Annotated in this window: 7 protein-coding genes; 3 read left to right on the forward strand and 4 right to left on the reverse strand. The window is 73.2% G+C overall.

Features of this window, described 5'->3' with window-relative positions:
• Nucleotides 1-147: 147 nt before the first annotated feature.
• Complete coding sequence (locus tag TAE01_RS17210; protein ID WP_147068037.1) at nucleotides 148-1,569, forward strand: esterase/lipase family protein; 1,422 nt, start codon at nucleotides 148-150, stop codon at nucleotides 1,567-1,569.
• A 58-nt stretch (nucleotides 1,570-1,627) separates the two neighbouring features.
• Here TAE01_RS17210 and TAE01_RS17215 read toward each other — a convergent pair whose 3' ends face one another.
• From TAE01_RS17215 to TAE01_RS17230, 4 genes are read right to left on the reverse strand one after another with little or no spacing between them, the layout of a single operon-like run.
• Complete coding sequence (locus TAE01_RS17215; protein ID WP_147068038.1) at nucleotides 1,628-2,410, reverse strand: arylamine N-acetyltransferase family protein; 783 nt, start codon at nucleotides 2,408-2,410, stop codon at nucleotides 1,628-1,630.
• A gap of 33 nt (nucleotides 2,411-2,443) precedes the next feature.
• Complete coding sequence (locus tag TAE01_RS17220; RefSeq protein WP_147068039.1) at nucleotides 2,444-3,466, reverse strand: Y-family DNA polymerase; 1,023 nt, start codon at nucleotides 3,464-3,466, stop codon at nucleotides 2,444-2,446.
• 53 nt (nucleotides 3,467-3,519) lie between these two features.
• On the reverse strand, nucleotides 3,520-4,521 hold the full coding sequence (locus tag TAE01_RS17225; RefSeq protein WP_246111422.1) for a patatin-like phospholipase family protein: 1,002 nt from the start codon (nucleotides 4,519-4,521) through the stop codon (nucleotides 3,520-3,522).
• A 32-nt stretch (nucleotides 4,522-4,553) separates the two neighbouring features.
• The gene (locus tag TAE01_RS17230) at nucleotides 4,554-5,471 is read right to left on the reverse strand and encodes a sigma-70 family RNA polymerase sigma factor (protein WP_147068040.1); all 918 of its coding nucleotides are present in this window, start codon (nucleotides 5,469-5,471) and stop codon (nucleotides 4,554-4,556) included.
• Nucleotides 5,472-5,589: 118 nt separating this feature from the next.
• On the opposite strand from TAE01_RS17230, the gene TAE01_RS17235 reads away from it, so the two are divergent.
• Complete coding sequence (locus tag TAE01_RS17235) at nucleotides 5,590-5,928, forward strand: VOC family protein (protein ID WP_147068041.1); 339 nt, start codon at nucleotides 5,590-5,592, stop codon at nucleotides 5,926-5,928.
• A gap of 407 nt (nucleotides 5,929-6,335) precedes the next feature.
• Nucleotides 6,336-7,349 (forward strand): LacI family DNA-binding transcriptional regulator (locus TAE01_RS17240; RefSeq protein WP_246111423.1); only part of this gene is annotated, 1,014 nt, incomplete at its 3' end.

A 7,349-nucleotide genomic window follows, 5' to 3' on the forward strand; every position in this document is an offset into this window, starting at 1 on the left:
TTTCTCTCGTCCGGAGGCTTCCGGATCCACTGTGCCGCATCCATACCCGATGCCGTCCGGGCTTGGCCGTTTCGCGTATCACCGGGCCGCTCCGGTGCCACCGTGGGTGGGAGAGTTCACCGGCGCACGGATGGGTGGTGGGTCCGCATGACGAGCAACGACCTGGTCGTGGTGCTTCCCGGGATCACCGGCAGCACCCTCGGGGTCCGCGGTGACGACGGCTCACCGGCGAGCGAGCACCTCATCTGGGCCCCGAGCGGCGGGGCCGTCTGGAAGCTGCTGACCGGCGGCCAGTCCATCCTCGACAAGGCGCTGCCCGAGGGCATCGGCGACGGTCACCCCGACGACGGTGTCGAGCCGGTCGGGCTCATGCCCGACGTCCACGTCCTGCCGGGCATCTGGACGCCGGTGCGCGGCTACGACGTGCTCATCGGCGCCCTGGAGCAGCAGGGCTACCAGCAGGGCGGCGCCGACCGGCCGGCGAGCCTCATCGCCTTCGCCTACGACTGGCGGCTGTCGAACCGCTACAACGGGGAACGGCTGGGGACCGTCGTCGAGCCGGCGCTGGAGCAGCTGCGTGCCCGGGGCGGTGCGTACGCCGACGCCAAGGTCGTCTTCGTCTGCCACTCCATGGGCGGCCTCGTCGCCCGCTGGTACATCGAGAAGTGCGGCGGCGCCGAGGTGACCCGCAAGCTCATCACCCTGGGCACCCCCTGGCGCGGTGCGACCGACGCGCTGGAACAGCTCGTCAACGGGGTCAAGAAGGGGATCGGCCCGTTGTCGGTCGACCTCACCGACTTCTCGCGCAGCATGCCCTCGCTCTTCCAGCTGCTCCCCGAGTTCGCGTGCATCAGCAACGCCGGCGACTGGGCCAAGACGACGGAGGTGCCGGTGCCCAACGTCAGCACCGCGATGGTCGCCGACGCGATGGCCTTCCACACGGACCTCCAGGCGGCCGAGGCGGCCCGACCGGAGAGCCACACGATGACGCACATGGTGGTCGGCATCCGGCAGCCGAGCCAGACCACGGTGACCTTCCAGGACGGCCGGGCGATCACGTCGACGACCTTCGGCTCCGACGACGACTACGGGGACGGCACGGTGCCGCTCACGGGGGCGGTCGGGCTGGGCGAGGCGCTCGACACCAATCTCGCCGTCCGGGTCCCCGAGCAGCACACGAACCTCCAGTGCAACCAGTTCGTCCTCGACCAGGTGCAGGAGATCCTCTCCGCCCAGCCGGTGCGGCGACGCGAGATCACCGACACGAGCCTGCGTGCGACCGTGCCCGACCTCGTCACGGACGGCCGGCCGCTCGAGGTGGCGTTCGACCTCGAGTCCGACGTGCCCGGCGCCGACCCGCCCCACAAGGCGGTGACCGTCACGGTGCGCACCGCCCGGGGAAAGGTGCTCGCCGCGGCTGAGCCGACCCTGAGGGCCGGTCACGGCCGCGCGAGCTTCGCCGACCTCCCGGCCGGGACGCACACGGTCACCATCGGTGGCAGCGGCCCCGACTCGACCGTCCGCCCGGTCACCTCGACGACCCTCGTCTGGCCCGAACCGACGCGCTGACCCGCCGACGTCACCCGACGCCCGACGCCCGACGCCCCCGACGACACCCCGGACCGGCTCAGCCGAGCACGATCCCGAAGTGCTCGACCAGGGCGGCCAGCACGGCGTCCTCGTCGGGCAGCGCGGACTCGTGCCGTCGTCCGTGCGTCGTCGTGATGAGCCGCTCGCCGCTCAGGGTGACCCGCCCGGTGGGCGTGAGGCGGGAGGCCACCCGGGAGCGCGTGAAGTGGCTGTCGGGCGAGGTCTGCTGCCACACGTTGCGCTCCTCGAAGTCCGACAGCGGGTGCGGTGCGGGGTCGAAGACGTACTGCGTGCGCCACTCGCTCCCGGGCCGGCGCTCGCGGTAGTGCCAGTCGCCGTCCGCGCGCACGAGACCGACGTCCTTGCCCGGCTCGGCGCGCCGCTCGCCGTCGCGCAGGACGAGCGGCTCGATGAACGCGTCGCCGAAACCGACGTCGGCGAGCACCGGGACGTCGAGGCCCCCTCCGGTCACGATGAGCGCGAGGTGGTCGAAGTCGTCGGTGAGCCCGCCGTCAGCCGTCGCGACGCGCGCGGAGACGAGGTCCACGGCATACCCCAGGCTGCGCAGCAGCAGCGCGAAGAGGCCGTTCAGCTCGTAGCAGTAGCCGCCCCGGCGCGCGCCGACCACCTTGTCGAGCAAGGCATCCCGGTCGAGATGGATCGGTCGGCCGAGCGGGATGTCGAGGTTCTCGAAGGGCACGGCCAGCAGGTGTGCCCGGTGCAGCGAGGCGAGGGCGGCTGCGGTCGGTGCCTCGGGCGCGGCAGCGCCGACCCGGGCGAGGTAGTCGGCCGTCTCGTCGGCCGTGAGTGGTGCGGTCACCGGACCATGCTCGGACCTCGAGCCCACTGGAGGTCAAGCGGGCGCGGGGAGGGGGAGGGCGACGCCGACCATCGTCACGCCGCGCCCGTCGCTCTCGTATGCCGTGCGCTCGAGCAGGTGCCCGGCCGCGGCCCGCAGGGCGGCCGGGTCGAGACCGGGGGTCTCGAGCGGTCCGCGCTCGAGCACCTGGGCGCCGTCGTCGTAGCGCACGAGGACCTCGAGCCGGCTCGGGAGGCGAGGCGGGTCGTCGAGCCCGAGCACGCGGGTCACGGCCCGCTCGACGCAGTCGTCGAGCACCGCGACGACCTTGGACCGGGTGCGGGTGGCGGCGAAGGACCGGCTCGCGCTCACCGAACGGCGCGGCCCCGGCAGGCGCACCGTCGCATCGTCGGTGCCGCGCGCGATGGACACGAGACGCCGGGCCATCGCCGTCGTGACGATGCGCTTGAGGTCGTCCTCGTCGAGGCCGTGGAGGTCCGAGACGACGAAGAGGCCTGCGGCGTGGAGCTTCTCGTACGTCGTGGGCCCGATGCCCCAGAGCTCGTCGAGGCGCAGGCGGGGGCGCACGCGCTCCTCGAGCCCCGCGTCGACGACGACGATCCCGTCGGGCTTGGCGCGGCGGCTCGCCAGCTTGGCCATGAGCTTGGTGCGTCCGACGCCGACGGAGACCGGGAGACCGACCTCGTCACGGGCCGCCGCGCGCAGGGCGACGGCGAGGCCGTGCGGGTCGCCCCGGTCGCGACCGGTCACGTCGAGGAAGGCCTCCTCCATCGAGCCGGGCTCCACGAGGGGCGTGAAACGGCGGAAGATCTCGAACAGCCGCACCGACGCCTCCTCGTGGACCTCCGGGCGGTAGCCGGTCACGAGCACGTCGGGCCAGCGGCGCCGGACCTGGCGCAGCGGCATACCGGCGTGGATGCCGAGAGCCCGTGCCTCGTAGGACGGGCAGGCGACGACCTCGTGGGCCACGACGATCGCCCGCCCGCGCAACGACGGGTCGTCGCGCTGCTCGACCGAGGCGAGGAACGCGTCGGCGTCGGCGTGCAGGAGGACCACGGCCACAGTCTCCGCCCGCCCACCGACAGCCTCACGGAGGAAGCAGTGGCGACTCAGTAGCCGGCGTGGTCGAGGGCCTCGGTCGTCAGGAGTCGGCCGAGCTCGATCATCTCGGCGGCCCGGTGGAAGTCGAGGGTGCGCACGGCGTTCGACGGCACCGTGACGAGCACGTCGGGCGGGTTGCTCGCCATCCGGTAGCGCGAGATGAGCGCCGACATCGTGTCGAACGACATGTTGAGCAGGTCGACGAGCCCGACGTCGGCGTGACGCGTCACGAGGGCCTCGGTCGGGGTGTGCGGGACCTCGTCGACCGCGGCCGGCGGCAGGGTCGCGTCCGAGTCCACGTCACGCGCGTGACCGGCGAAGCGGCTCGTGATCGCCCGCACCCGCTCGGAGTCGAGCACCTCGGTCGCGCTGCGGCGCAGCCGGCTCGTCCACTCCTCGCGCGGGCGCGGCTCGGAGGACTCCTTGACCGGCGTCGTCGGTCCGCCGGTCGCACGCATGCCGGAGAGCGACACCGCGATCGTCAGGTCGGCGGACGACGCGGCCGTCGGCTCGATCGGGATCGGGTTGATGAGGCCGCCGTCGACGAGGACCCGCCCGTTGATGACGGCCGGGGTGATGACGCCGGGGATCGCGATCGAGGCCCGGATCGCGTGCTCGACCGGGCCGCGCTGGAACCACACCTCGCGACGCGCGTTGATGTCGGTCGCGACCGCCGTGTAGGGGATCGGCAGGTCCTCGATGTTCGCCCCCTCGAGGATCTCGCCGACCTTGCCGATGATGCGCTCGGCGCGGATGGCGCCCCCGGCCGTGCTCAGGGTGAGGTCGAGCAGGCGCCAGACCTCGCGCTGGGTCAGGCTCCGCGCCCACTCGGTGTAGGCCTCGAGCCTGCCCGCTGCGGCGACCCCTCCGACGAGTGCGCCCATCGACGTGCCCGCGATCGACACGACCTCGAAGCCCCGCTCGCCGAGCACCTCGAGCGCCCCGATGTGGGCGTACCCGCGGGCCCCGCCCGAGCCGAGCACGACCGCCGTACGCATCCCGTCTGCCACGCCTTCGACGATAGCCCGCGCGCGGGGCGTCCTCAGGCGGGCAGGTAGTAGATCTCCATCGCCGTGAGGCGCGCACGATCGGCCACCATCTCGATCCCGGTGACGTGGTCACCCTCGACCGTGAAGCGGAAGGCCACCTGGGGCTCCCCGTGGAGCGTCCACACCGCGCCCACGCCGCCGTCGAAGGCCGCGAGCCGCGCGGACCTCGCGCCGCCGTTGAAGCGCCGGGCCACCGCGTCGGGTCCGCGCAGCGCCTCGGGGGCGCCCATCGCGACGGCGGCGGCGTCGGCCGTCAGCACGACGTCGGGGTCGAGCATCTCGAGCAGCGCCGCGAAGTCACCGCCGCGGGCGGCGGCGAGGAAGGCGCCCACGACCTCGCGCTGCCTCGTGCGGGCCGGGCTGGACTCGGTGGCGTCGGCGGACCGCACCCGTCGTCGGGCGCGGCTCGCGAGCTGGCGCGTGGCCGCGGGTGAGCGGTCGAGGATGTCGGCGATCTGCTCGAAGGGCATGCCGAAGAGGTCGTGGAGCACGAAGGCGAGACGCTCGGCGGGGGCCAGCGTGTCGAGCACGACGAGCAGGGCGAGGCCGATGCTGTCGGCGAGCTCGGCCTCGCTCGCGGGGTCCGGGGGCTGCTGCATCTGCGAGGCCGGGGCGACACGGGCGTCACCGGTCCCTACGAGATCGGCGAGGCCGGCGTCCCAGCTGTCCTCGCGCCGGGACCCGCGCGACCGCAGCATGTCGAGGCTGATCCGGCCGACGACGGTCGTCAGCCAGCCGGCGAGGTTGGCGACCTCGGTCGTGTCGCTCCGGCTCAGTCGCAGCCACGCCTCCTGCACGGCGTCGTCCGCGTCGGCCGCCGACCCGAGCACCCGGTAGGCCACGGCGCGCAGCCGCGGTCGCTGCTGCTCGAAGTCCCGCGCCAGCCAGTCGTCTCGGGAGTCGTCGTCCATCGTCGTCACATCCTCGGGTCGTGATCCGTCATAGCACTGACGAGCCGGTGCCACCGGATGTGACACCGGATGTGACACCGCACGACGCACCCACACCACACCATGCAAGGAGAGACCGATGTCCGCCGTGAACACCCTGATCTACCCCGTCGCCGACCTCGACGCAGCCAAGAAGGTCTTCGGGATCCTGCTCGGCGCGCAGCCGCACACCGACGAGTCCTACTACGTCGGCTACAACGTCGACGGACAGGAGATCGCGCTCGACCCGAACGGGCACCGCAGGGGCCTGACCGGCGGCACGCCCTACTGGTCGGTCGCGGACCTCGGGGCGTCGCTCGCCGCCCTCGTCGCGGCCGGTGCGACGGTCTGCCAGTCGGCCACCGAGGTCGGCGGAGGGCGCACCGTCGCCGTCCTCGCGGACGCCGACGGCAACATGATCGGCCTCATGCAGGGCTGAGCTGCCGAGGCCGGACCGGGCCCACCGAGGGCGTATGCCGGCCGCCGGGCGAGGTGCCCGCCTGACCTCGCCCGGTCGGTCGCGTCCGCGCCACCACCCAAGCCGAATCCGCCTGTGCTGCAACCGATCAGCCGACCCGATGGGAGGCCGGAGATGTGCGTCGGAGTCGCGTGACGGCATACGCCAGGGGGTGTGCGAAAGGGGCTCCGACGAGGGGCCGGACGAGGTGTCGACGACACCCTGACCGGCCCCTCGTCGGCGTCCGAGGGAGGGGTGGCCCCTTGCGCGATCCGCCGGACCTGTGCACTATGGGAACGCAGATGTAAGCGCTTACAGAGCCGGGGAGCCCCGGTCGGGGGCCTGGTCGCGACACATCACTCAACGACGAGACGCGAGAGGTGGGACCCATGGCGACAGTACGCACGCACGACGGCGGATCGGTCCCGATCGCGTCCTCGGCACCCACGCCCGGCCCTGCCCAGCAGACCTCGGTGGGCGCGACGATCTACTCCGTCGCCGAGCACGCGGGCGTCTCCATCGCCACCGTCTCGCGGGTGCTCCAGGGCGCCGGCACGGTCTCGGCGAAGACGACCCAGAAGGTCCTCGACGCCGTGGAGGAGCTCAACTACGTACCGCTCGGCGCTGCCCGCAGCCTCGCCGTCCGCCACCACGAGGCGCACGGCCTCGTGCTCCCGGAGCTCTCCGGTCCCTACTACTCCGAGCTGCTCATGGGCTTCGAGTCGCGCGCCGCCGAGCTCGGGCAGAGCGTCACGCTCATGCTCACCGGCGGCAAGCCCGACCTGGCCCGCGCCGTGCGCCAGCTGGCCACCCACGTCGACGCCATCGCGGTGCTCGGGTCGGCAGCGATGCCGCCCGCCGTCGCCCGCGCCCTCCACGGCCAGAAGCCCGTCGTCATCATCGCCGGCTCGCCGCAGGACGGCATCGAGAGCGTCCGGGCCGAGAACGCCCACAGCGCCGAGCTGCTCACGGAGCACGTGCTGGCCCACGGCCGCACCCGCCTCCTCTTCGTCGGCGACCCCGACGGCGCCCCCGACATCGGTGAGCGCCACGCCGGCTTCGTCGCCGCCCACCACGCCCGCGGGCTCGAGGCCGCCCCGGCGGTCCGCGTGCCGTTCCGCGAGGGGGAGGGCGAGGCGGTCGCCGAGCGCATCCTCGCGGGCGAGATCGAGGCCGACGCCCTCGTCTGCGCCAACGACGAGCTCGCCCTCGCCATCATGACCCACCTGCAGGACGCGGGGCGCGACGTCCCCGGTGACATCGCCGTCGTCGGCTGGGACGACGTCATGACCTCCCGCTACGTCCGGCCCGGCCTGACCACCGTGCGCCAGCCGGTCCGCGAGCTCGGCGTCATCGCCGCCGAGCGCCTCCACCAGCGCGTCTCGGGCGGCCAGCCCCGCCTC

The organism is Terrabacter aerolatus, assembly GCF_007991735.1.
GTDB classification, from domain to species: Bacteria; Actinomycetota; Actinomycetes; order Actinomycetales; family Dermatophilaceae; genus Terrabacter; species Terrabacter aerolatus.